This is a genomic window from Nocardioides ginsengisoli, from assembly GCF_039537225.1.
Lineage (GTDB): Bacteria > Actinomycetota > Actinomycetes > Propionibacteriales > Nocardioidaceae > Nocardioides > Nocardioides ginsengisoli.
Window position 1 is genome coordinate 159,223 of sequence record NZ_BAABAC010000040.1, and the last position, 20,855, is coordinate 180,077.

19 protein-coding genes are annotated in these 20,855 nt (G+C 71.9%); 12 read left to right on the plus strand and 7 right to left on the minus strand.

Annotated features, from left to right (window positions below):
• Window positions 1-72: 72 nt before the first annotated feature.
• The 6 genes from AB4880_RS21260 to AB4880_RS21285 all read left to right on the plus strand — a co-directional run bounded on the left by AB4880_RS21260 (window position 73) and on the right by AB4880_RS21285 (window position 4,390).
• Window positions 73-522 (plus strand): UDP-N-acetylglucosamine--LPS N-acetylglucosamine transferase, encoded by a 450-nt coding sequence (locus AB4880_RS21260; protein WP_367921211.1) that lies wholly within the window; start codon window positions 73-75, stop codon window positions 520-522.
• On the plus strand, window positions 519-1,022 hold the full coding sequence (locus AB4880_RS21265; protein ID WP_367921212.1) for a glycosyltransferase: 504 nt from the start codon (window positions 519-521) through the stop codon (window positions 1,020-1,022). Before AB4880_RS21260 ends, AB4880_RS21265 begins: the two co-directional genes overlap by 4 nt.
• Window positions 1,019-2,455 (plus strand): sugar transferase, encoded by a 1,437-nt coding sequence (locus AB4880_RS21270; protein ID WP_367921213.1) that lies wholly within the window; start codon window positions 1,019-1,021, stop codon window positions 2,453-2,455. The genes AB4880_RS21265 and AB4880_RS21270 overlap by 4 nt, the downstream gene beginning before the upstream one ends.
• A 27-nt stretch (window positions 2,456-2,482) precedes the next feature.
• Entirely contained in the window at window positions 2,483-3,277 is a 795-nt protein-coding gene (locus AB4880_RS21275) for a crotonase/enoyl-CoA hydratase family protein (protein WP_367921214.1), read from the plus strand.
• A gap of 106 nt (window positions 3,278-3,383) precedes the next feature.
• Complete coding sequence (locus AB4880_RS21280) at window positions 3,384-3,986, plus strand: hypothetical protein (RefSeq protein WP_367921215.1); 603 nt, start codon at window positions 3,384-3,386, stop codon at window positions 3,984-3,986.
• 251 nt (window positions 3,987-4,237) lie between these two features.
• On the plus strand, window positions 4,238-4,390 hold the full coding sequence (locus tag AB4880_RS21285) for a hypothetical protein (RefSeq protein WP_367921216.1): 153 nt from the start codon (window positions 4,238-4,240) through the stop codon (window positions 4,388-4,390).
• A 10-nt stretch (window positions 4,391-4,400) separates the two neighbouring features.
• Here AB4880_RS21285 and AB4880_RS21290 read toward each other — a convergent pair whose 3' ends face one another.
• The 5 genes from AB4880_RS21290 to AB4880_RS21310 form a co-directional block, all read right to left on the minus strand.
• Window positions 4,401-5,336, minus strand: coding sequence for an oxidoreductase (locus AB4880_RS21290; protein ID WP_367921217.1), 936 nt, complete (start codon window positions 5,334-5,336; stop codon window positions 4,401-4,403).
• Complete coding sequence (locus AB4880_RS21295) at window positions 5,333-6,148, minus strand: maleylpyruvate isomerase family mycothiol-dependent enzyme (RefSeq protein WP_367921218.1); 816 nt, start codon at window positions 6,146-6,148, stop codon at window positions 5,333-5,335. Before AB4880_RS21295 ends, AB4880_RS21290 begins: the two co-directional genes overlap by 4 nt.
• 30 nt (window positions 6,149-6,178) lie before the next feature.
• Entirely contained in the window at window positions 6,179-6,655 is a 477-nt protein-coding gene (locus AB4880_RS21300; protein ID WP_367921219.1) for a hypothetical protein, read from the minus strand.
• A gap of 9 nt (window positions 6,656-6,664) precedes the next feature.
• Window positions 6,665-7,684, minus strand: a complete 1,020-nt coding sequence (locus AB4880_RS21305) for a family 43 glycosylhydrolase (protein ID WP_367921220.1) — start codon at window positions 7,682-7,684, stop codon at window positions 6,665-6,667.
• A 98-nt stretch (window positions 7,685-7,782) separates the two neighbouring features.
• The gene (locus AB4880_RS21310) at window positions 7,783-9,648 is read right to left on the minus strand and encodes an acyl-CoA dehydrogenase (protein ID WP_367921221.1); all 1,866 of its coding nucleotides are present in this window, start codon (window positions 9,646-9,648) and stop codon (window positions 7,783-7,785) included.
• Between the two features lie 192 nt (window positions 9,649-9,840).
• Between AB4880_RS21310 and AB4880_RS21315 the strand changes: the two genes are divergently transcribed.
• The 3 genes from AB4880_RS21315 to AB4880_RS21325 all read left to right on the plus strand — a co-directional run bounded on the left by AB4880_RS21315 (window position 9,841) and on the right by AB4880_RS21325 (window position 16,299).
• Entirely contained in the window at window positions 9,841-12,720 is a 2,880-nt protein-coding gene (locus tag AB4880_RS21315) for a PKD domain-containing protein (RefSeq protein ID WP_367921222.1), read from the plus strand.
• A 384-nt stretch (window positions 12,721-13,104) separates the two neighbouring features.
• Window positions 13,105-13,563, plus strand: coding sequence for an RrF2 family transcriptional regulator (locus tag AB4880_RS21320; RefSeq protein WP_367921223.1), 459 nt, complete (start codon window positions 13,105-13,107; stop codon window positions 13,561-13,563).
• Between the two features lie 156 nt (window positions 13,564-13,719).
• On the plus strand, window positions 13,720-16,299 hold the full coding sequence (locus AB4880_RS21325) for a hypothetical protein (RefSeq protein WP_367921224.1): 2,580 nt from the start codon (window positions 13,720-13,722) through the stop codon (window positions 16,297-16,299).
• 24 nt (window positions 16,300-16,323) lie between these two features.
• Here the strand turns inward: AB4880_RS21325 and AB4880_RS21330 are convergent, their stop codons facing one another.
• Window positions 16,324-16,992, minus strand: coding sequence for a hypothetical protein (locus AB4880_RS21330; protein ID WP_367921225.1), 669 nt, complete (start codon window positions 16,990-16,992; stop codon window positions 16,324-16,326).
• Between the two features lie 108 nt (window positions 16,993-17,100).
• Between AB4880_RS21330 and AB4880_RS21335 the strand changes: the two genes are divergently transcribed.
• Together AB4880_RS21335 and AB4880_RS21340 are read left to right on the plus strand one after the other, a co-directional pair.
• Window positions 17,101-17,565, plus strand: a complete 465-nt coding sequence (locus AB4880_RS21335; protein WP_367921226.1) for a nuclear transport factor 2 family protein — start codon at window positions 17,101-17,103, stop codon at window positions 17,563-17,565.
• A 32-nt stretch (window positions 17,566-17,597) separates the two neighbouring features.
• A complete protein-coding gene (locus tag AB4880_RS21340) occupies window positions 17,598-18,086 on the plus strand; it encodes an FBP domain-containing protein (RefSeq protein ID WP_367921227.1) in 489 nt (162 codons plus the stop codon).
• Window positions 18,087-18,102: 16 nt separating this feature from the next.
• On the opposite strand, the gene AB4880_RS21345 is transcribed toward AB4880_RS21340, so the two are convergent.
• Complete coding sequence (locus AB4880_RS21345) at window positions 18,103-18,735, minus strand: DUF2461 domain-containing protein (RefSeq protein WP_367921228.1); 633 nt, start codon at window positions 18,733-18,735, stop codon at window positions 18,103-18,105.
• A 174-nt stretch (window positions 18,736-18,909) separates the two neighbouring features.
• Here AB4880_RS21345 and AB4880_RS21350 point away from each other — a divergent pair, with 174 nt between their 5' ends.
• Window positions 18,910-20,799 carry a DUF11 domain-containing protein gene (locus tag AB4880_RS21350; protein WP_367921229.1) on the plus strand — a complete coding sequence of 630 codons (1,890 nt, stop codon included), beginning with the start codon at window positions 18,910-18,912 and terminating at the stop codon, window positions 20,797-20,799.
• The last annotated feature ends 56 nt before the right edge of the window (window positions 20,800-20,855 follow it).

Consider the following 20,855-nt stretch of genomic DNA (forward strand, 5'->3'; position numbering starts at 1 on the left):
GGCATGTCGGGCAGGTGCGTTGTCCCTAGTGTCAGGGGCGCATCCATCGCTCCTACGCCCGGGAGTCCCGCTATGCGACTACTGCTGGTCTCCTCCTCCGGAGGGCATCTCGCGCAGCTCATGTGCCTGCGCGCATGGTGGGAGAAGCACGACCGGCACTGGGTCACCTTCGACACCGCCGACGCGATCGCCAAGCTCGAGGGCGAGGAGGTCACCTGGGCGCACCACCCGACGACCCGCAACCTGCCGAACCTGCTGCGCAACTCGGTCCAGGCTCGTGCGGTGCTGCACGACTACCGGCCCGACCTCATCGTCACGACGGGCGCGGCCGTGGCCGTCCCGTACTTCTGGCTGCGGCAGCGGCGGCGTACGTCGTCGGTCTATCTCGAGGTCTACGACCGGATCGAGACGCCCACGCTGACCGGACGGCTGTGCCGCCCGACCACGGACCTCTTCCTCGTGCAGTGGCCCGAGCAGCAGCAGCTCTACCGCTCCTCCGTGCTGGTGGGAGAGCTCTGGTGAGGCGCGTCGACCCGCCGCTCGTCGCGGTCTTCCTCGGCACCGATCACCACCGGTTCGGGCGGTTGCTGGCGTGGGCGGTGCAGCTGCAGCAGGAGGGACGCTTCCGGTTCCACGTGCAGCACGGCGCCACGCCGCTGCCGCGCTCGCTCACGGGCGACGCGCTGATGGGGCCGTCGGCGATCGCCGAGCTGCTCGACCGGGCCAGCGCCGTCGTCACGCACGGCGGTCCCGGCACGATCATGGACGCGCGCAGCCGCGGCCACACGCCGATCGTCGTACCGCGCGACCCGCGGCTGGGCGAGCACGTCGACGACCACCAGCAGCGCTTCGCGCGCTTCCTCGCGCGCAGCGGCATGATCGTCACGGCGTACGACGTCGACGAGCTCGCGGTCCGTCTCGAGCTCGCCGTCCTGGTGGGCCATGCACCGCCGCAGGAGAGCCGTCCTTCCCCCACGCTCGCACGGTTCGAGGCCCTGGTCGAGGATCTCGTCCACCGATGACCGTCATCGATGCCCTCTTCCGAGCGTCGACGGTCTCACGGGAGGACGTCGACGCCGGGCACGCGCTGCGCCGCCCCGGACACGGCGGGCGTGCGCGCGCACTGGGCGACGCGTTGGCCGCCGGACTGGTCCTCCTCGCCGCCACCCTGGTGCTCCCGGGCGGCATCGCCCACGAGCGGACCGTGCTCGTCTACATCCCGCTGTGGCTGGTCGCCGTCGCGCTGTCCGGTGACTACCGCCTGCCCGGCGACATCGGCCTGCGCGCGCGCCGGCTGCTGCTCGTCGCCCTGGTGCTGCCGACCGTCACCCTGCTCATCGCCGAGATGATCGACTATCCGATCTCCGCGGCCCGCGTGACGGCGGCGTGCGCCATGACCGCGCTCCTGGGCATCGGCGTGCGGGTGGGTGTCGCGGCCGTCGACCACCGGCTGTTCCCCGTCGTCGGCGTGACGCACCGGGTCGTCGTCGTGGGCAGCAGCGCCAGTCTGCCGGCACTGCTCAACCGCCTGGAGCGCGCGCAGCCGCGGCGGTTCGTCGTTCTCGGCGCATGCGTGGCGGACGACGGGCCGTGCAATCGGCCGGAGATCTCGATCGCGCGGGGCACGGAGAGCTGCGCCGCATTCGCCCGGACCTGCGGGGCGGACGCCGTCATCGTCGCCCCCGACCCGAACATCGCACCGGCCGACGTGCTGCGACTGAGGTGGAAGCTGGAGGAGGCGGGGGTCGACGTCTTCGTCTGGACCGGCCTCTACACCTCGCCCGCCAGCCGGACCCGGCTCGACCTCAGCGACGACCTCCCGCTGCTGTACGTCGGCGCCCCGCGCCGGATCGGCCCCACCCACTGGCTGAAGCGGGTGGTCGACCCGATCCTCGCGCTCATCGCACTGATCGTGCTGTCGCCGCTGCTGCTGGGCCTGATCGTCGCCGTACGGCTGGACTCACCGGGGCCGGCGTTCTTCCGGCAGACCCGCGTCGGCAAGGACGACGCCCGCTTCACCATGTGGAAGCTGCGGACCATGACCACCGACGCCGAGGCGGTCCGGCACGCCTTGGCCGCGGCCGACGAGGGAGCGGGAGTGCTGTTCAAGATCCACGACGACCCGCGGGTCACGCGCGTGGGGCGGTGGCTGCGCCGTACGTCATTGGACGAGCTGCCGCAGCTGTTCAACGTCGTCCTCGGCCAGATGTCGCTGGTCGGCCCGCGGCCGGCGCTGCCGGCGGAGGTCGAGGCCTATCACCCCGACGTGCGGCACCGGCTGGTCGTCCACCCCGGCATCACCGGGCTGTGGCAGGTGTCGGGGCGCTCGGACCTGTCGTGGGAGGAGTCGGTCCGGCTGGACCAGGAGTACGTCGACGACTGGTCGCTGCTGCTGGACCTGCGGATCGTCGTCCGGACCGTGGGGGCCGTGCTGCGCGGCCGAGGTGCCTACTGATTGTTACTTGCGAGTAGGATGGGCGTCATGAGCCACGTGACCTGCACGATCTCCGACGGCATCGCCCATGTCCGGCTCGACCGGCCGGAGAAGCTCAACGCGCTGACCCTCGACATCCTCGACGACCTGGTCGCGACCGCCGCCCGGCTGCGCAAGGACAAGACCCTGCGCGCCGTCATCGTCAGCGGCGAGGGTGACGCCTTCTGCGCCGGCCTCGACTTCGCGTCGGTGCTGCGCGATCCCGCCGGCGTCGCGAAGGCATTCGTCCCCCGGCCGCTGCGCGGCACCAACACCTTCCAGGAGGCCCCGTGGGCCTTCCGCCGGATCCCGGTGCCGGTCATCGCCGCCGTCCACGGCCACTGCCTCGGTGGCGGCCTGCAGATCGCGCTGGCCGCCGACTTCCGGATCGCGACTCCCGACTCGCGCTGGTCGGTGCTCGAGGGCAAGTGGGGCCTGATCCCCGACATGTCGGGCATCCAGGCGCTCAAGGAGCTCGTCGGCATCGACCAGGCCAAGCTGCTCACCATGACCGCCGAGGTCTTCGACGGCTCGCGCGCCCAGGAGCTCGGCCTGGTCACCCGCCTCGACAACGACCCGCTCGCTGGCGCCCTCCGCCTCGCCGAGGAGCTCGCCCAGAAGTCGCCCGACGCCCTGGCCGCGGCCAAGCGGCTGTTCAACGACACGTGGACGGCGTCGCCCCGCCGTACCTTCGCACGGGAGCGGGTCGAGCAGGCGTTCCTGCTGGCCGCGCGCAACACGAAGGCCGCACGCGAGGCGGCGTTCAAGAAGGCCGAGGCGGTCTACGGCCCGCGGGGTCGTTGACCGACTCCGCCGACACTGGGTATGGCGCCCGCGCCCCGGGAGGAGTAGGCAGGGACTAACCGGCAGTGCCGGTCGGGCACTGCCCCGCCCCAGAGAGGAGTGGGCCGTGTTCGCACGCTCCAGCACGTTCCACGGCAAGCCCGACACCGTCGACGCGGGCATCAAGTTCATCATCGGCGAGGCTGCGCCGATGCTGCAGAAGTCCGAGGGCTGCCTCGGCGTCTCCTTCCTCGTCGACCGCGACACCGGCATGTGCATCGCCACCAGCTCGTGGGAGACCGAGGAGGCCATGCACAACAGCGAGGAGACGCTGCGCCCGATGCGCGACCGCAGCCGCGACCTGCTGCACGCCTCGATGCAGGTCGACGAGTGGGAGATCGCGATGATGCACCGGATGCACCACGCCGAGTGCTGCCGCGTCAGCTGGCTGCAGGGCGACCTCGACGCCCTCGTCGACAGCTTCCGCATGTCGCTGCTCCCCCAGCTCGAGGACATGTCCGGCTTCTGCAGTGCCAGCCTGCTGATCAACCGCTGGACCGGCCTCGGCTGTGCCACCACCGCATGGGAGTCGACCGAGACCATGATCGCCAGCCGTACCGCGGCCGACGAGATGCGCGCCCGCGCGGCGAGCGACACGAACGGCGAGATCGTCCAGGTGCACGAGTTCGAGCTGGCCTACGCCCACCTGCACGTCCCCGAGATGGCCTGACCCCACCCACTCCCCGGACCAGGACCCGCCGCGAGCAGCCCGGTGCTCACGGCGGGTCCGCGCATGTGGGCCCGGCTCTGCCGGAGTCGTGTGCCCGAGAACCCGCCCAGAGACGTTCTCAGGCACACGACTACGGCAGACCAGCCCCGAAACCAAGAAGATCCGAAAAGTCCCCCGCCGGATGTCGTATCAGCGCCTCCTGCTTCGTGGTCAGAGTGAAGAGACACCACGCCAGCAAAGGAGACACGGCCATGTGGGACATCGCCCCGACCGACCAGCGACACCTCAGCCACGACCTGCCGTGCCCGGCGTGCGGCCACGCGGTCCACACCTACCTCGCGTGCAGCGACACCTGCTCGTGCGCCCCGACCGTGATGCCGGGCTCGGTGCCGCTCGCGGCGTGAGGCCGCGACGTCACGGGTACCGCAGATCCACGGTCTCCTCGCTGATCTCCCACAGCCGCCGCGCCGCGCCCTCGTCGCGCGCCAGCCGGCTCCGGCCGACCACCCGCGGCGTCCCGGCCATCTGGCGCAGCCCGCTGGGCCCGACGAAGGAGTTGCCCGGGAGATCGGACGTCGCCGCCATCAGCGACGGCCAGGCGCCGGCCGCGGCCGACTGCGAGACCGCGCGGACGCCCGCGTCGAGGATCGAGGCGATGCCGCCGGACGAGCGGCCGTACTGGCCGTTGGCGGCGAGGTGGGTGCCGGCGAAGCCGGGGTGGGCGGCGAGGGCGCGGACGGGGAGGTCGGCGGCGCGCAGGCGGCGGTCGAGCTCGGTGGTGAAGTAGAGGTTCGCGAGCTTGGTCTGGCCGTAGACGCGCCAGCGGCGGTAGCGGCCGCGCTGCTCGCGCGGGTCGCCGAGCGGCGCCTTGCCGGCGAAGCTGTGGAACAGCGACGCGACGGTCACCACGCGCCCGTCGGCGCTCTGCACCAGCTGCGGCAGCAGCAGCCCGGTGAACAGGAACGGCCCGAAGTGGTTGGTGGCCATCTGCAGCTCGAGTCCGTCCGCCGTCCGCGAGTACGGCGGCGCCATCACGCCCGCGTTGTTGACGAGGACGTCGATCGGCCCGACCTGCGCGACCGCGGCCGCCGCGGTGCGGACCGAGCTCAGGCTGGCGAGGTCCAGGTGGAGCGCCTCCAGTACGGCGTCCGGAACCTCGCCGCGGATCGCGCCCACTGTCTCCTTCACCTTCGCCGGGTTGCGGCCCGCGAGGATCACCCGCGCGCCCCGCCGCGCCAGCTCGAGTGCGGTGTAGTGCCCGAGCCCGCCGGTCGTGGGACCGGTGACCACGACCGTGCGGCCGGTCTGGTCGTGCAGGTCGGCGATATTCCAGGTCATCGAGGTCCTCACGGCGTGGTGGCGAGCCGGGCGACGATCCGCTCGCCGAGCTCCTGGTCTCCCGAGATCCGGACGGCGCCCGGCACGGCGGCGCGCCGGCCCCCGGCCAGCACGATGAAGCTCTCGCGGTCCATCGTCAGCGCCACGCTGGGCGCCGACGGCACGTCGTCGAGCCGCTGCGCGCGGCCGTCCACGCCGACGACGACGGCCACCGGCACGCTGCCGGCGACGTCGAGCACGGCCGTCGTGCCGGCGGGCGGGGCGACGCGCTTGCCGACCACGAACCCGAAGCCCTCGCTCAGGTAGTCGGCCGTGTGCTGCGCACCCGCCGTGTCCATGCCGCCGGGCCGGCCGACCGCGCGCCGGACGTCCTGCTCGTGCATCCACACGTCGAGGGGCCGATTGCGCAGCAGGGTGCGGGTGTTCCAGCCGATCAGCCCGAAGATGCCGTCGGCGGGCGCGGCGCCGTCGTCCGGCGCCGATGCCTGCAACGCGGCGTGCCGGCGCTCGGTGGTCGTCCGGATCTCGGCCACGATCGCCCCCGGCGCGACGTCGCGCCGGGTGACCACGCCGATCTCGGTGAACTGGCCCATCGGCCCGGTCACATGCGGCAGCTCGCCGATCTCGGCGGTCTCGTCGGGCCCGCCGGCGAGGATCGACTCCAGGTGCGCGATGTGCGACGCGACGGCCTTGACGTCCCAGCCGGCGAGGTCGGTCGTGCGCGCCCAGTCGTCGGGCTCGAGCTCGTCGAGCAGCGCGGCGAGGTCGCCGATCGCGCTCCACCAGGTGTCGACATAGCCGGCCAGCAGCTCGCGGTCGCTCATGGCGCCGATGCTAGTGGGGCGCCCCATGCCTCAGTAGGAAGCTGAGACGTCGACATGGTCGTACGTCGCCGAGACCTTCCCGCTCCCCTGGCAGTCGAGCTCTTCGGAGTTGCCGTGGGCGATCGAGCCGCTGCTGCTGCAGGTGACCTCCCCGACCTCGACGCGGTCGGCGGTCACGAAGGTGAACGTCAGGAACACCGACCTGCTGCGGCCGTCGTCGCGACGGTTGCTGCCCTTCAGCCCGGCGATCGTGCCGTCGCCGTAGGTCCAGCCGGCGGCATAGTCGATGCCGTCGATGTCGAAGGCCTGCCCGACCGCGACGGTGATCGGGTTGTCGCGGCCGCCCTCGCGGTGAGGGTCGAAGTCGGACACCGCGTGCTTCACGTTCGTCAGGAACCAGACGAAGAGCGCCACGATCCCGCTGCAGAACAGGACGATCACCAGCAGCACGATGCCGACGATCAGCCCGATCGTCCGGCCCGTGCTCGTCGAGGGCTGCTGCGTCACGCGACCCTCCTACCCCGCCGGCAGATAGCGAACCACCGTCGGCACACCGCCCGGGAACGCCAGCCGGGCGGCGTACATCGCGCGCCGGGCCTCACGCTCGCCGCCGTTCCAGCCCCAGAAGCTCGCACCCTTGGGCTTCGTGGAGTGCAGCCGCACCCAGCCGTGGAAGTACAGCGTCGTCCGCCCCTGCCGCACCAGCACGTCGCCACCGCCGGGACCGCAGAGCCCGCCGGTCGTCGTCCGGTCGAGCAACACCGCCGGTACGGCGTCCGCCCACGCGGTCAGCGACGCCGATCGGCGCCAGGTCTGGCGATAGGTGCAGCGCGCGAAGTCGCCCTCCGACGCGAACAGGTAGTAGCCGGCGGCATTGCGCAGCAGGACAGGGTTCTCGATCACCCCGTCCGACCGCACCAGCTCGACGCTCGCGCCCGCGGCGTTGCGGCCGCTCGCCGTCAACGGCAGCAGCCGCAGCGACGACGGCTTCCTGTCGGTCTTGTAGAGCAGGTAGCGCCGGCCGCCCTCCTCGTAGGCCGACGGGTCGATCACGCCCTTGCTCGGCAGGTCCGGTACGACGACCGGGTCGGCCGCCGCCGGGACCTTCGCCCGCGCCGGGCACACCAGCGGCCGTGTCCCCACCGGGCGGAAGGTCTTCAGCGGACCGCGTGCGACGGCGACGCCGATGCACCGGCCCTCACGGCCCAGACCCCGCACCGGAACGGCGAAGTAAAGCAGCCACCGGTTGCCGACGCGGGTCAGATCGGCTGCCCAGATCGCGCCCTTGCGCGCCCAGTCCGGACGCGAGGCGAGCACCGGCTCGGTCCACCGCCAGTCCCGACCGGGCTCCTTGACCGCCCGGTCGACCTGCGCGCCGGTGGCGACGACGACCAGTCGTCGTCCGTCCGCGACCACGCTCGGGTCGCCGACGTCGCCCACCAGTACCGGCTCCGGATAGGTCTCCGCGAAGGCCGCAGCGGGCGCGACGAGGAAGGTCGCGAGCAGGAGCACGGCGGCACAGGCGAGGCGAAGCACCAGCGAAGGCTAGGGGACGAACGACGACGGCCGCCCCGGTTTCCCGGGACGGCCGTCGCATGATTCAGAGGGAGCGGCGTGGATCGGCAGCGATCGAGCTAGAACGCGGCCTCGTCGAGCTCCATCACGTCCAGGTTGGCGCCCTGGGCGATCTTCAGCTCGGCGGCGAGACGCGGCAGGTTGGTCTGCGCGAACCACTGGGCCGCAGCGACCTTGCCCTCGTAGTAGGCCTTGTCGGCGCCCGCGTCGCCAGCCAGCCGGTCGAGCGCGACCTCGGCGCCGCGGAGCAGCAGCCAGGCGCAGACGACGTCACCGAGCGCCATCAGCAGGCGGGTGGTGTTGAGGCCGACCTTGTAGATGTTGCGGATCTCGTCCTGCGCCGACATGAGGTCGTTGATCATCGCGCTGACCATGGCCTCGGCGTCGGCGAGACCGTGGGCGAGCAGGTCGCGCTCGTTCTTCAGCTGCGGGTTGCCCGCCTCGGACTCGACGAACGCCTTGATCTCGCCCGCGAGGTGGCCCAGCGCCCTGCCCTGGTCCTTCACGATCTTGCGGAAGAAGAAGTCCTGGCCCTGGATCGCGGTGGTGCCCTCGTAGAGGGTGTCGATCTTCGCGTCGCGGACGTACTGCTCGATCGGGTACTCCTGCAGGAAGCCCGAGCCACCGAAGGTCTGCAGGGACTCGGTGCCGAGCAGCACCCACGAGCGCTCCGAGCCGTAGCCCTTGACGATCGGGAGCAGCAGGTCGTTGACGGCCTCGGCCAGCTCGTCGCGCTCGCCGGCGGCCTTGGTGACGAACACCTTGTCCTGCCAGGTCGCGGTGTAGATGACCAGCGAGCGCATCGCCTCGGCGAAGGACTTCTGCGTCATCAGCGAGCGACGGACGTCGGGGTGGTGGGTGATCGTGACCCGCGGGGCCGCCTTGTCGGACGACTGGGTGAGGTCGGCGCCCTGGATGCGCGACTTCGCGTACTCCAGCGCGTTGAGGTAGCCGGTCGACAGGGTCGCGATGGCCTTGGTGCCGACCATCATGCGGGCGTTCTCGATGACGTCGAACATCTGGCGGATGCCGTCGTGGACCTCGCCGAGCAGCCAGCCGCGGGCCGGCTCGCCGCCGCCGACCTGCGCGTCGCCGAAGGTGACCTCGCAGGTGTTGGAGACCTTGAGGCCCATCTTGTGCTCGACGTTGGTGACGTAGACGCCGTTGCGCTCGCCGGTCAGCTCGCCGCTCTCGACGTCGAAGTGGTACTTCGGCACGAGGAAGAGCGAGAGGCCCTTCGTACCGGGCCCGCCGACGCCCTCGACGCCCTTCGGGCGCGCGAGGACGAGGTGCATGATGTTCTCCTGCAGGTCCGACTCGGCGCTGGTGATGAAGCGCTTGACGCCGGAGATGTTCCAGGTGCCGTCGTCGTTGGGCGTGGCGAACGTCTTGCCGGCGCCCACGTCGGAGCCCGCGTCGGGCTCGGTGAGGACCATGGTGGCGCCCCACTGCTTCTCGAGCATGAGCTTGGCGATCTTGATGTCGCGCTCGACGCCGTTGGAGTTCTTGAACACGACCGAGCCCATCGACGGGCCGGTGCAGTACATCCAGATCGGCGCCTGCGCGCCGAGCACCATCTCGCCGGTCGACCACACGAGGGACGGCGGGGCGGTGGTGCCGCCGATCTCCTCGGGCAGGCCGAGCGCCCAGAAGCCCGACTCCATCCAGGTGTCGTAGGACTTCTTGAAGGACGCCGGGACGGGCGCGCTGTTGGTCGCGGGGTCGAAGACCGGGGGGTTGCGGTCGGAGTCGACGAAGGAGGCGGCCAGGTCTTCCCGGGCCACGCGCTCCACCTCGGAGAGGATCTCGCGCGCGGTGTCGGCGTCCATGTCCTCGAAGACGCCGGTGCCGAGGTACTCCTGCACGTTGAAGAGCTCGAAGAGGTTGAACTCGATGTCACGCAGGTTGCTCTTGTAGTGGCTCACTGTTCCCACCATTTCTAGGGGTTCTCAGAGTTGAAGTGGCGACTGCTACTCACCAGTAACTTCATCATACGGGGGGTGCTAGCCCCGAGCAAGCAAGGGGGTCGGTCTGATCTCTCACATCCGTTGCCTGGCCGGGAGAAGATCACCGAAAAGGGTCATTCATTCGGGCGTCCGAACCGCTCAGATGGGACGATGACCGGACGCCGTACGTCGACCTCGCTGCTGGCCCTGGGCAGCTTGGTCCTGGCCTTCCTCCTGACAGGGGTCGCTGCTCCCAGCCGCGCCGCCGACACCGGCAACGCCGACCCTCAGACCGGACGCATCGTCAGTGCCGCGCCCGCCGCCTTCACCCCCAACGTGATGGACGGCGCCGTGCACGCGATGACCCGCGTCGGCAACACGATCATCGTGGGAGGCACCTTCACCCGCGTGCGCAACGCCGGCAGCAGCGTGGACATCCCGCGCGCGAACCTGTTCGCGTTCAACGCCACGACCGGCCAGGTCAGCACGACCTTCGCGCCCAACCCCAACGGCCTCGTCTACGCGCTCCAACCCGCCGCCGACGGCCAGTCGGTCTACATCGGCGGCGCCTTCGACCACGCCACCTCCGGCGGCGTGAGCATCGTGGCGAGCCGGCTCTACGAGGCCAGCGTGGCGACCGGCAACCGGGTCGCTGCCTTCCAGCCCGGGACGTTCGACGGCCAGGTCCGCGACATGTCCGTGACCGGCAACCGGCTGTGGGTGGCCGGCAAGTTCACCTACGTCCAGGGCCGCCCGAGCCGTGGCCTGGCGACGGTCGACGCGATCACCGGCGCCCGCGACCCGTACTACGCCAGCGTGCTCGCCGGCGTCCACAACGGCGGCGTCACCAACGTGCAGAAGATCGCGACCGACCCGACGGACAGCAAGCTCGTCGCGATCGGCAACTTCGACACCGTCGACGGCCAGAAGCGCCACCAGTTCGCGGTGTTCGACATCTCCGGTGGCACCGCGGCAACCCTCTCGAACTACTACACGACCCAGTACGAGACGCCCTGCAGCTCCTCCTTCGAGACCTACATGACCGACGTCGAGTTCTCCCCCGACGGCACCTTCTTCATCGTCTCCACCACCGGGGCCTACGGCGGCTTCAGCGGCAGCATGGCGGGCACCAGCGGGTGCGACCTGGTCGCGCGGTTCGAGACGAACGCCGGCGGCCTCAACGTGCGGCCGACCTGGACGGCGTACACCGGCGGCGACACGACGTGGACCGTCGAGGTCACCAGCGACGTGGTCTACACCGGAGGCCACATGCGCTGGCAGAACAACCCGACCCGTGGCGACGCGGCCGGTGACGGCGCGGTCTCACGGCCCGGCATCGCCGCGCTGGACGTCGTCAACGGCATGCCCTACCAGTGGAACCCGACCCGCACCCTCGGCGCCGGCGTCCGCGCGCTCGTCGCCACACCGGACGGGCTCTTCGTGGGATCGGACACCGACACCTTCGCCGGCCAGACGCACCGCAAGGTGGCGTTCGTGCCCCTCGCCTCGGGCAAGACCCTGCCGCTGCGTCAGGACGCCTCGCTGCCGGGTGACGTCTTCCGCGTCGTCAGCGGCGGATCCCAGCTGGTGCGCCAGAGCTTCGACGGGACGACGGCCGGCGCGCCCGTCAATGCGCCGAACGGCCCCGGCTGGGGCACCGCGGTCGGCGCGTTCATGATCAACGGCGACCTCTACACGGCGTACTCCAACCGGACGCTGACGAAGAGCACCTTCGACGGAACCACCTACGGGCCGGCGTCGCTGGTCGACACCGCCGACCAGCTCGTCACCGAGAACGCCTGGCACAACACCGACATCCCCGCCCTGACGAGCCTGTTCTACTACCGCGGCTGGATCTACTTCACCGAGTCCGGCTCGACCACGCTGTTCCGGCGGGCGTTCGAGGGCGAGTCGGGCGTGGTCGGGCAGCAGTTCTTCACCACGCCGTCGGTGACCGGGGTCAGCTACAGCACGATGCGCGGGGCGTTCGTCGCCAACGGCAACCTCTACTTCGCCGGCAGCAACGGGTCGTTGAGCCGCGCGACCTGGGGCGGCAACGGCGCCGTCGCCGGAACGGCGACCACGATCGCGCCGTCCGGCTCCGGCTGGTCCTCGCGGGCGATGTTCCTCTACCAGGGGCCGCCGATCCCGCCGCCGGTCAAGGTGCCGCCGACGGCGTCGTTCACGGTCAGCTGCGTGCAGCTCACCTGCAGCTTCGACGCGACCGCCTCCACCGACACCGACGGCACGATCACCGGCTACGCCTGGGCATTCGGCGACGGCGCGACCGACACCACCTCCGGCGCGACCGTCAGCCACACCTACGCCTCGGCGGGCGCGGTCACCGCGTCACTCACCGTCACCGACAACGACGGCCTCACCGACGCGACGACGCGGACCGCCCGGCCCGCCACCGCCGCACCGACCATCAGCGTCGTCGGCGCCGCGTCGACCGCGGGCAACCGCACGTCGCACACCACCGCCATCCCGGGGGGCGTCCAACAGGGCGACCTGCTGTTGGCGTTCTTCGTCGCCAACACCACGACGCCGACGTACACCGCGCCGGCGGGCTGGACCGAGGTCGAGAACACAGCCGCAGGCACCAAGGCGGTCGGCCGGCTGTACCGCCGGATCGCCACGGCGACCGACGCCGGCAGCCCGGTCACCGTCACCTCGAGTGCCTTCGCGAAGAGCGTGCTCAGCGTCGTCGCCTACCGCGGGACCGACCCGAGCGTGCCGATCGCCGACAGCTCGGTCGAGGTGCAGACGAGCAGCGGCGCCGACCACGTCACGCCGTCCGTCAACGCGCCGGACGGGCAGGGCTGGCTGGTGAGCTACTGGGCCGACAAGAGCAGCGGGACGACGTCGTGGACGCTGCCGCCGGGCGCCGTCCTGCGCACGACCGCCTCGGGCAGCCCGTCGGGCGCGATCTCCGGCGTCCTCGCCGACAGCGACGGCCCCGTCGCCGCCGGGCCGCAGGGCGGGCTGACGGCGACCGCGAACACGAGCGGATCGGCCGCGATCACCTTCAGCGTCCTCATCGAGCCGTGACCTGTCGCCGCCCGCGCCGGGGTGCCTGCACTCATCCCGGCGCGGGCGCGCGGCGCCGGGGTCGGGGCGGGGCTGGGTCCGGGCGCCTGGGGTGCGAGTTCGCTTGTAACTCGGTGTCCGTACATCCACCGCGGTGCTGTGACTGGTCAGGACGCGGTGCTAGTTGACGAACGACCGTGGTAGATGACCGGACACCGTGCTAGCTGACGCTCGACCGTGGTGGATGACCGGACACCGAGTTACCTCACGCTCGACCGTGGTGGATGACCGGACACCGAGTTACAAGTGACCTACCCCACCCGCCCGGAGCACCACCGCGCGTCCGCCGAGCAACATCGCCCCTAGGTCGAGTGATTCGATCGAGCAATCTGAGACACTAGCCTCATGCGCGTCTCCGCCAAGTCCGACTACGCACTCCGGGCACTCATCGCCATGGCAGGCCGGTCCGACGGCAAGGCCGTGAGCGCCGAGGAGCTCGGGCGCCTCCAGGACATCCCCCACGGCTTCCTCCAGGCGATCCTCGCCGACCTGCGCCGCGCGGGCATCGTGATGTCCCAGCGCGGCCAGTCCGGCGGCTGGCGGATGGCCCGGGAGGCCGACTCGGTGTCGGTCGCCGACGTGATCCGCGCGGTCGACGGCCCCCTGGTGTCGGTCTACGGGCTGCGGCCCGAGGCGGTCAACTACAACGACGCGGCCGAGGTCCTGCAGCACGTCTGGATCGCCGCCCGTCGGGCCCTGCGCGAGGTCTTCGAGGACGTCTCGATCCAGCAGCTCGCCGACGGCCGGCTGCCCGACGCGGTCACCTCCCGCACCTCCGACGACGACGCCTGGGCGCCCCACTAGCAATCTGGCGCGAGCCTGCCTCTCGCCGCGCTGCCGCACTAGCACTTCTGGCGCGAGCGCAGCGCCGGACCCGCGGGCGGCCAGACCTGTTTGGGACCCCGTCTCGTTTCTCGGCCGACGGCTCAGCACTGATCGGGCTTCACCGATCGGGCGGGCATGCGTCGTGTCCTGCTGTCGTTCCTTCTCGGGATCGCGCTCGTCGTCCCCGCTGCCCTCAGCCTCTCCCCCGCCGCGCCCCAGCCCGCCCGCTGCGGCGACGCGCTGGCGTGGTCGCTGCCGGGCGCGTGCCAGCACGCCGACGACCCGCCGCCGGGCGTCGACCCGACCGTGCCGGTGAGCACGGCCGAGCTGCGCACCCGCGACGGCGGCACCGCCGGGGCGTACGACGCGGCCGAGGATCTCGGCGTCCCTGCGTCGGCGCAGGCCGCCGCGGCCAGCCCGGCCGTCACCTGCGAGGGTGACGGGACGACGGGCTACCGCACCCAGGCGATGTACGTCGTGGAGGCCGGCAAGACCAACCGGTACGCCGCGCTGCTGCCCAGCTTCCGGTTGTGGGCCGCCGGCGTCGACGACGTCGTCAACCGCTCGGCCGCCCTCACCGGCGGCGTACGGCGGGTCCGCTATGTCACCGAGCCCGACGGCGCCGCCTGTGTGGCCAAGGTCCTCAACGTGACCGTCCCGGCCGGCTCGATGGCGTCGTTCAACGCGACCGTCTCGGCGGTGCAGGCGCTCGGCTACACCGACCCGGCGCGCAAGTACCTGATGTGGACCGACGCGACCGTGCTGTGCGGCATCGCGTCGATGTACCCCGACGCCACCGACGGCCAGGGCAACCCCAATAACGGGCGCTACGCCCAGTACGCGCGGATCGACTCCGGCTGCTGGGGCTTCGGCGACGGCGCGACCCAGCACTCCGTCGAGGCGCACGAGCTGCTGCACACCTTCGGCGGCGTGATGAGCACGGCCCCGCACGGCACCCGCGCCGGTCACTGCTGGGACGAGTCCGACACGATGTGCTACGCCGACGGCGGCGGCTTCGCGATGAAGCAGGTCTGCCCGGCCGAGCGCGAGTACCTCTACGACTGCAACAACGACGACTACTTCTCGACCTACCCCGACCCGGGCAGCTGGCTCGACACCCACTGGAACGCCGCGGACTCGCGCTTCCTGATCGGCGGCGGCGACGGGTCGGGCGGCGGCGCCCCCGGCACGCCGACGGTCCTCGGCGCGACGATCGCGGTCAACAACCCCGCCGTACCGGGGCTCGCGACGCAGGCGTCGATCGCACCGACGCTGCCGACCGGGCGCACGGTGACGTCGGTGACGTGGAAGTCGGCGCGGGCCGACTGCGTCTTCAGCACGCCGACCGAGCTGCAGACCTCGGTGACCTGCAACGCCTCGACGGCCACCCCGACCACGGTCACCGCGACCGTCGTCGACTCGACCGGCGCGAGCAAGGCGGTCACCAGCCCGCTCACCTTCGCCACCGGTACGGCGCGCCCGGTCACCGTCGCGTTCCCCGCGGGCACCTCCACCGGTGTCTGCACCGGTGCCGCCTTCCCGCTGACCGCGCGGGTCGTCGACACCGCGAGTGGCCAGCCGGTCAAGGGCCTCGCCGTCGCGCTGACCAAGCAGACCGCCGCGATGACGGCGCCCGCCACGGCCGGCTCCCCGCTCACCACGGTCGAGGGCACCGCGATCCTCAGCCAGACCGCGACCGTCGCGACGACGTACCGGGCGAAGACCGCGGCCGGGACCGTGTACGCCGCCGGCGGCACCGCCCAGCTGGTCGCGACGCCCGCGCGCTGCACGACCGCGCTCACCGCGTCGGCCGACGACGCGGCGATCTACTACGGCGACCCGGTCACCGTGACCGGCCGGCTCACCGCGACCGCCGGCTCCTCGGAGGCGTCGGCGGCGGGCGTGGCGCTCGCCGTACGACTGACGACGGGGGCGGGCAAGGTCCTGCCGCTGGGCACCGCGAAGACCGGCGCCGACGGGCGGTTCAGCGTCGTCGTGAAGCCGACCGAGTCGGGCACGATCAGCGTGGCGCTGACGGCCACGACGGCGTACGACGGGGCGACGGCGACCGCCGGCACCATCGCGGTGAGCACGCCGGCCACCCTGATCAGCGGCGTCGTCGACAAGTCCGACGTGGGCTACGGCCAGAGCGTGTCGGTCACCGGTCGGCTCCAGCGCGACGCGGGCGGCACCGTGACCTCCCTGGCCGGCAAGCCGGTCACCGTCTACGTCACCCCGTCGGGCGGCGCGGCGGTCCGCGTCGGCGCGGGCACCACCAACGCCGAGGGCCGGTTCACGGCGGCGGTGCCGCTCAAGGTGAGCGGCGTCCTGTCGGTGACCTTCGCCGGGGTCGCCGGACAGCCCGCGGCCACTGCCACGGTCGGCTCGGTCACCGCCGGCACCTGGACGACGGCCGTCACCGCGACGGCGTCCGCGAGCACGGTCGCTCCCGGCGGAGCCGTGACGCTGAGCGGCAGCGCCACCCGGACGTACGGCGGCAGCACCGGCCCCGCGCCCACGCTGCGGCTGACCGTGCGGTTCAAGGCGACCGGATCGTCGACGAGCACCGTGGTCGCGGCGGCGACGACGAGCGCGACCGGGGCGTGGACCCTGCGCGTGCTGCCGAAGGCGAGCGGGACCTGGACCGTGTCGGTGTCCGAGGTGGTCGGCTACGCCAACACCGAGGCGACGCCGCTGACGATCAACGTCGGCTGAGCACAGCCGGCGGCGTCGGCTCGGTCAGGCCACCTGGCCGAGCCGGCGCTTGAGTCGGCGGCGCTTGCGGTCGAGCTCCTCGAGGCGCACCTCGAGCGAGGCGTTGCGGCGGGCCAGGCGCTCGACCTCGCGCAGGGCGTCCGGCAGGGACTGGAAGGCCGCGGTCGCACGGGGGACGTCGTCGAGGCGGAGCGACGCCGTACCGAAACCGACGACCCGGCCGAACGCCTTCCAGACCTCGGCGGGCTCCCTGCCGTCGGTCTCGATGACGTGCAGGCGCTCGGGCTTGCGGACCGCCGCCTGCCACCGCGCCAGCGCGCCGGACTCGTCGTCGAGGCCGGTCGTGACGACCACGTGGACCTGGTAGCCGCCGAGCGCGTCGACGAGCAGGGCCACCTGCTCGGGCGTCGCGGCGGCGAGCAGGGACTGGCTGAACGCCAGGTCGGCGCGGGCCTTCTCGGCCCGTCGGACCAGGCGCGTCCACTGGCCCTCGACGTCGCCGCGCTTGAGTCCCCAGTCCCTGTGGGAGCGGGTCATCTCGACCGCCGCGCGGAAGCCCTCCGCCGTCGTCCGCGCCGCCGACGCCACGCCGAGCTCGACGAGCGCCGCGTGGTGGTGGGCCAGCGCGGGCTCGATCACGTCGCCGGCGCCGGGCATGCCGATGTGGATCCAGGCCTTGTGCTTCTTCGCCATGACGCGCACGGTGGCAGGCCCCGATGAGCGGCCCGTGAACCGGCGGTGGCCGGGAGCGGTCGAGCCCAGGGGTAGAACGTGTTCTATATCGGCTCTACGATTGCCCGCATGATCACCTCCGACGCCATCGTCTGGAACGCCCCCAACGACCCGCATCCCGCCCGTACGGCGTCCCAGCGGTCCTACTCCGCGGTGGCCAAGGGCGACCTGGCCGAGTGGCTCACCGTGTACGCCGAGGACGCCGTCCTCGAGGACCCGGTCGGCCCGTCGATGTTCGACCCCGAGGGCGCCGGCCACCACGGCCACGCGGGGATCTCGGCGTTCTGGGAGAAGGCGATCGCCCCGATCGACACCTTCGAGTTCACCATCACCGACTCCTTCGCCAACCCGGGCAGCAACACCTGCGCCAACATCGGCCGGATCAAGACGTCCTTCGCCGACGGCTCGCACACGACGACCGACCTGATCATGGTCTACGTCGTCGACGACGAGGGCCGGGTGAAGTCGATGAAGGCGTTCTGGGAGCCGGAGCGGACGATGGCGAGCTTCACCTCCGCGTCACCGACCGCGTAAATGGGTGGCGGGGGTCCGTAGCCTGGATCGACGTGAGCCCCCTGACCGAGCAACAGCTCCGCGCGTCCTTCGTGAACTGCTCCAAGGGCGAGGCGAAGCGCCTCAACATCCCGCGCCCGCTGACCGACCAGCCGTGGGAGCACCTCGACTTCCTCGGCTGGCGCGACCCGCAGTCGCGGGCCCGCGGCTACCTGGTCGCCGAGCGCGACGGGGCGCCGTACGGGATCGTGCTGCGGGCGCCGGACGGCAGCGCCGGCGTACCGCGCAAGAACCTGTGCACCCTCTGCCTCACCCCACACGCCGCCGGCGGCGTCACCTTGATGGTGGCGCCGCGCGCCGGGAAGGCCGGCCAGAACGGCGACTCCGTCGGCACCTACATCTGCTCCGACCTGCAGTGCTCGCTGTACGTGCGCGGCAAGAAGAAGTCGGAGATGGGCCGGATGCCGGAGTCGCTGACCCCCGAGCAGCAGATCGAGCGCCTGCTGGCGAACGTCGAGACGTTCCTGGCGCGCGTGGGCTGAGGCCCAGACGGTCGGCCTAGACGGTCGTCGCCTCTGCGATCCAGCTGACGAGCGGACGCAGCCGGCGCCAGTCCTCGCGCACCCGGTCGAGCAGCTCGGCCGTGTGCACGAACGGCTCGAAGCCGTAGGAGCGCATGCCGAGCACGGTCTTCATCTTCAGCAGCTCGATGCGCGGGTGCTCCTTGTCGTAGCCGCGCGGCACCGTCTTGAGCCGCTCCCCCGTCACCTCGAAGCCGCCGCGCTCGAGGTCGCGCAGGATCCGCTGCAGCAGCTTGCCGGACTTGTCGTCGGCCATCGCCTCGCGCATCGCGGCGAGGCGCGGGCCGCCGGCCTCGTAGATGCCACCGCCGACGCGCACGCCGGGCGCCGCCACCTCGACGTACCACCCGCTCGCGGGGCCGACGCCCACGAACGCCCCCTGGTGCGTCTTGTACGGCGTCTTGTCCTTCGCGAAGCGCACGTCGCGGTAGGGGCGGAACACCTTCGCCTCGCCGAACTCCTGCGCCAGCGCGTCGGTCAGCGCCACCATCGGCGCCTTGACGGACTCGGCGTAGACCGACTTGTGGGCCTCCCAGAAGGACTTGGTGTTGTCGACCTCGAGGTCGTCGTAGAAGTCGAGCGCGGCGACAGGGAATCCTTCGAAGGTCACCGGTCCATTGTGCCCGCGCGCGAACGTCGCCGACGCGGCCGGGCGGGGCCTCCCCGGTGCTCGTCGTCCTGACCCCCGTACGGGGGGCCGACACGTCACCCTTCCGGGGGTCAAAACCGCACCTGGACGGCCGATTCGCGAATGGCGACCAGCATCGTTGTTAGGAATGCGCCCGTGAAGACCAAAGCCCCCACCCACGCCTCTCGTGCGCGTGTCCTACGGCGCGCCGGACTGGCGTCGCTCGCGGTCAGCGCCGCCATCCTCAGCCCGCTGGGCCTGCCGACGACGGCTCAGGCCGACCCGGCGCCCGACGCGGAGAACACCGTGCTCGGCGTCGGTGACTTCTCCGTGACCCCCGCCGCCGGCTCCTGCTCCGCGATCGTGACGATCGAGGGCGGCAACGGCGGCACCGCCGTCGCGACCGGCACCAACGATGACGACCCCGACCCTGACAACCCGGACCAGGTCGGCGGCGGCCAGGGTGGGCGCATCCGGTTCCGCGTCCCGCTCTCCCCGACCGACGTCCTCACCGGCGTCGTCGGCAGCGGCGGCTCCAACGGCGGCATCGGCGGCACCTCGGGCAGCGACGCCCAGACCGCCGACCACGGTGGTGACGGCGGCGTCGGCACGCACCGCGGCGGTGGCGGCGGTGGCTACACGAGCTTCCTGCGCAACGGCACGCTGGTTGCGCTGGCCGGCGGTGGCGGCGGCTCCGGCGGCGGCCACAACCCCGACGCCGGCGGCGGCGGCCACGCGGGCGTCGTCGACGGCCCCGGCGTCCACGCGGGCCAGGAGGGCGCCGAGGGCACCGACGTCGACAGCGTCGCCACGGCGGTGCCGGACTCCTCCCCGGTCACCTACACCTTCTCCGGCGGTCCCGGCGCCGGCGGCGCGGGCGGCATCGACGCGGCCGGCGCGGCCGGCGTCCACACGGTCAACACCGACCTCAACGGCTTCGCCGGCAGCGGCCGCAACGGCGGCCAGGGCGGCGCGGACGGCTCCGCCGACCAGGGCGGTGGCGGCGGCGCCGGCTACTTCGGCGGTGGCGGCGGCGCTTCGACCGACGGCAACGTGTCCGGCGGCAACCCGGTCCGACCGATCATCGGCGGCGGTGGCGGCGGCGGCTCCAGCTTCTTCGACGATGTCGACGGCGCCAGCCTCATCGTGCCCGCCCCCGACTCCGGCGAGGGCCTCGCCCCCAACGGCGGCCAGCGCAACGGCACCGCCGAGATCGAGTGGGTGCCCTGCGACTACGACCTGTCGGTCACCAAGACCGCGTCGGCCAAGCAGTTCGAGGCCGGCGTCCCCGTCACCTTCACCGTCACCGTGAAGAACGACGGCCCGCAGCCGATGGGCATCGGCGACACCGTCAGCATCACCGACGACAAGGCCGCCGGCGCCACGCTGGTCCGCGTCATCGCCAGCAGCAAGACCGACGCCCCGATCACCTGTGACGTCGCCGCCGGCGGCGTCATGACCACCGGCAAGCTGGAGTGCTCGCGTCCCGTGGGCTCCTCCGTCCGCGGCCTCAACGTCGGCGAGACGCTCGTCCTCACCTACCGCCAGACCTACGCCGACGCCCTCCCGGTCGTCAACACGGTCTCCGTGACCGACCGCGGCAACCAGGCCAACAACACGGCGTCGGCGTCCCTCGAGGTCGCGAAGCCGGGGCTGAAGCTGGTCAAGAAGGCGAACCGCACCAAGGTCACCCGCGTCGGCGAGCGCATCACCTACACCTTCCGGGTCCGCAACACCGGCAATGTCGTGCTGCACCACGTCCGGATCGCCGAGGGCGCGTTCAGCGGCAAGGGCACGCTCGCGCCGAAGTGCGACAAGCTCCCCGCCAAGGAGCTCGCTCCGGGCAAGGTCCTCGTGTGCAAGGCGACGTACCGCACCACCAAGGGCGACCTCAAGCGCGGCTCGATCGTCAACACGGCCACCGCCTCCGCGGTCACCCCGGGCAGCCAGCCCCTGGTCTCGGCACCGGCCACCGCCGTCGTGAAGACCAAGATCAAGAAGTCCCCGCTCCCGGGCGCGCCGAACACCGGCGCTCGGGCGAGCTGATCACCGACCGACTGACCCTGCTTGACCCGAAGGGCTCGCACCGCACGGTGCGGGCC

Excerpts from the sequence above, each read along its gene's own strand:
- AB4880_RS21260 (WP_367921211.1), top strand. The coding sequence starts at position 73 with ATGCGACTACTGCTGGTCTCCTCCTCCGGAGGGCATCTCGCGCAGCTC.
- AB4880_RS21270 (WP_367921213.1), top strand. The coding sequence starts at position 1,019 with ATGACCGTCATCGATGCCCTCTTCCGAGCGTCGACGGTCTCACGGGAG.
- AB4880_RS21275 (WP_367921214.1), top strand. The coding sequence starts at position 2,483 with ATGAGCCACGTGACCTGCACGATCTCCGACGGCATCGCCCATGTCCGG.
- AB4880_RS21285 (WP_367921216.1), top strand. The coding sequence starts at position 4,238 with ATGTGGGACATCGCCCCGACCGACCAGCGACACCTCAGCCACGACCTG.
- AB4880_RS21295 (WP_367921218.1), bottom strand. The coding sequence starts at position 6,148 with ATGAGCGACCGCGAGCTGCTGGCCGGCTATGTCGACACCTGGTGGAGC.
- AB4880_RS21315 (WP_367921222.1), top strand. The coding sequence starts at position 9,841 with ATGACCGGACGCCGTACGTCGACCTCGCTGCTGGCCCTGGGCAGCTTG.
- AB4880_RS21320 (WP_367921223.1), top strand. The coding sequence starts at position 13,105 with ATGCGCGTCTCCGCCAAGTCCGACTACGCACTCCGGGCACTCATCGCC.
- AB4880_RS21325 (WP_367921224.1), top strand. The coding sequence starts at position 13,720 with ATGCGTCGTGTCCTGCTGTCGTTCCTTCTCGGGATCGCGCTCGTCGTC.
- AB4880_RS21330 (WP_367921225.1), bottom strand. The coding sequence starts at position 16,992 with ATGGCGAAGAAGCACAAGGCCTGGATCCACATCGGCATGCCCGGCGCC.
- AB4880_RS21335 (WP_367921226.1), top strand. The coding sequence starts at position 17,101 with ATGATCACCTCCGACGCCATCGTCTGGAACGCCCCCAACGACCCGCAT.